Genomic DNA, 536 nt, shown 5'->3' with positions numbered 1-536 from the left:
CCCACACCACCGTACGTACCGTTCGGTATACGGCGGTTCCTTAGTTTACGCTGTGACTTGTCGATAATAATCTGAAAAGAATAAGAATCCGAGTTCTTTAATCGTGTTATTTCCGAGGGATTTGGCGAGGATGGGGCTATTGGAAGTTCTCCAGTAGCTCTTTCTTGTGTTTGCGTACTCCCATGCCTTCTGTTCTTGGATTCCAAGTGATTTCAACATTTCGAACTTCGTTTTCACTCGTTTCCATTGTTTCCAGTAGATCATGCGGATCCGCCTTCTCATCCATTCATCCGTAGTTTGGAGCAGTTTCTTTATGTCGGCTATTTTGAAATAATTTATCCATCCCATAATATAGCGTCTAAGTTTCTCTGCTCGGTCTTCATTTCCTGTTCCATTACTTCTCGACGTAAGCACCTTTATTTTGGCTTTCATCTTTGCGATGGATTTCGGGTGAATTCTCACCCGCGTTTCTCCATTACGTTGGTAGAATGAGAATCCAAGAAATTTGATTCTCGCCGCCTCGTCCACTACCGTTT

At 43.3% G+C, this 536-nt stretch carries 1 protein-coding gene; it reads right to left on the bottom strand.

Annotated elements, in window-relative coordinates; all coding sequences use genetic code 11:
* Positions 1-45: 45 nt before the first annotated feature.
* Positions 46-536, bottom strand: a 491-nt coding sequence (locus tag ACFQZT_RS32150; protein WP_379307039.1) for a group II intron maturase-specific domain-containing protein, incomplete at its 5' end; no start/stop codon positions are given.

This window comes from Paenibacillus sp. GCM10027628, assembly GCF_042676385.1.
Classification (GTDB): Bacteria; Bacillota; Bacilli; order Paenibacillales; family NBRC-103111; genus Paenibacillus_E.
The sequence above is the reverse complement of the archived record's forward strand: the minus strand, read 5'-3'. Positions and strand labels throughout refer to the sequence as shown.